This is a genomic window from Pollutimonas rozaliensis (genome assembly GCF_048751585.1).
Classification (GTDB): Bacteria; Pseudomonadota; Gammaproteobacteria; order Burkholderiales; family Burkholderiaceae_B.
Genome location: NZ_JAZHOB010000174.1, coordinates 1 through 263, shown reverse-complemented (window position 1 = coordinate 263; position 263 = coordinate 1). Strand labels below are relative to the sequence as shown.

The 263-nt window shown below is 41.8% G+C and carries 1 protein-coding gene; it reads left to right on the top strand.

The window, feature by feature from the left end; translation table 11 throughout:
• The coding region (locus tag V0R37_RS22450) for a hypothetical protein (protein ID WP_420376602.1) at positions 1–244 on the top strand (244 nt) is incomplete at its 5' end.
• Positions 245–263: the final 19 nt, after the last annotated feature.

Sequence of the window (263 nt, the reverse complement as noted above, 5' to 3'; positions counted from 1 at the left end):
GGCTGAGCCAGCTTTACGTGCGTTTAAAACCGAATGGATTAAGCAATACAACATTGTGTTGAGCAAATACAATCAGCAACAGAAAAAGCAGTTTATGCGGTTTGCACAAGAAGAGCTGGAAACGCTCTATCCATCGATCCCCAAAGGACAATTTAACTCGGTATTATGGAACCGCATAGTGCGTTCAGAATTCGGCTCTGAAAACAAACAGACCAATCCCTATTATGTTAAAGCCTCTCTGTAACTAAGCCGTTAGGAACTAA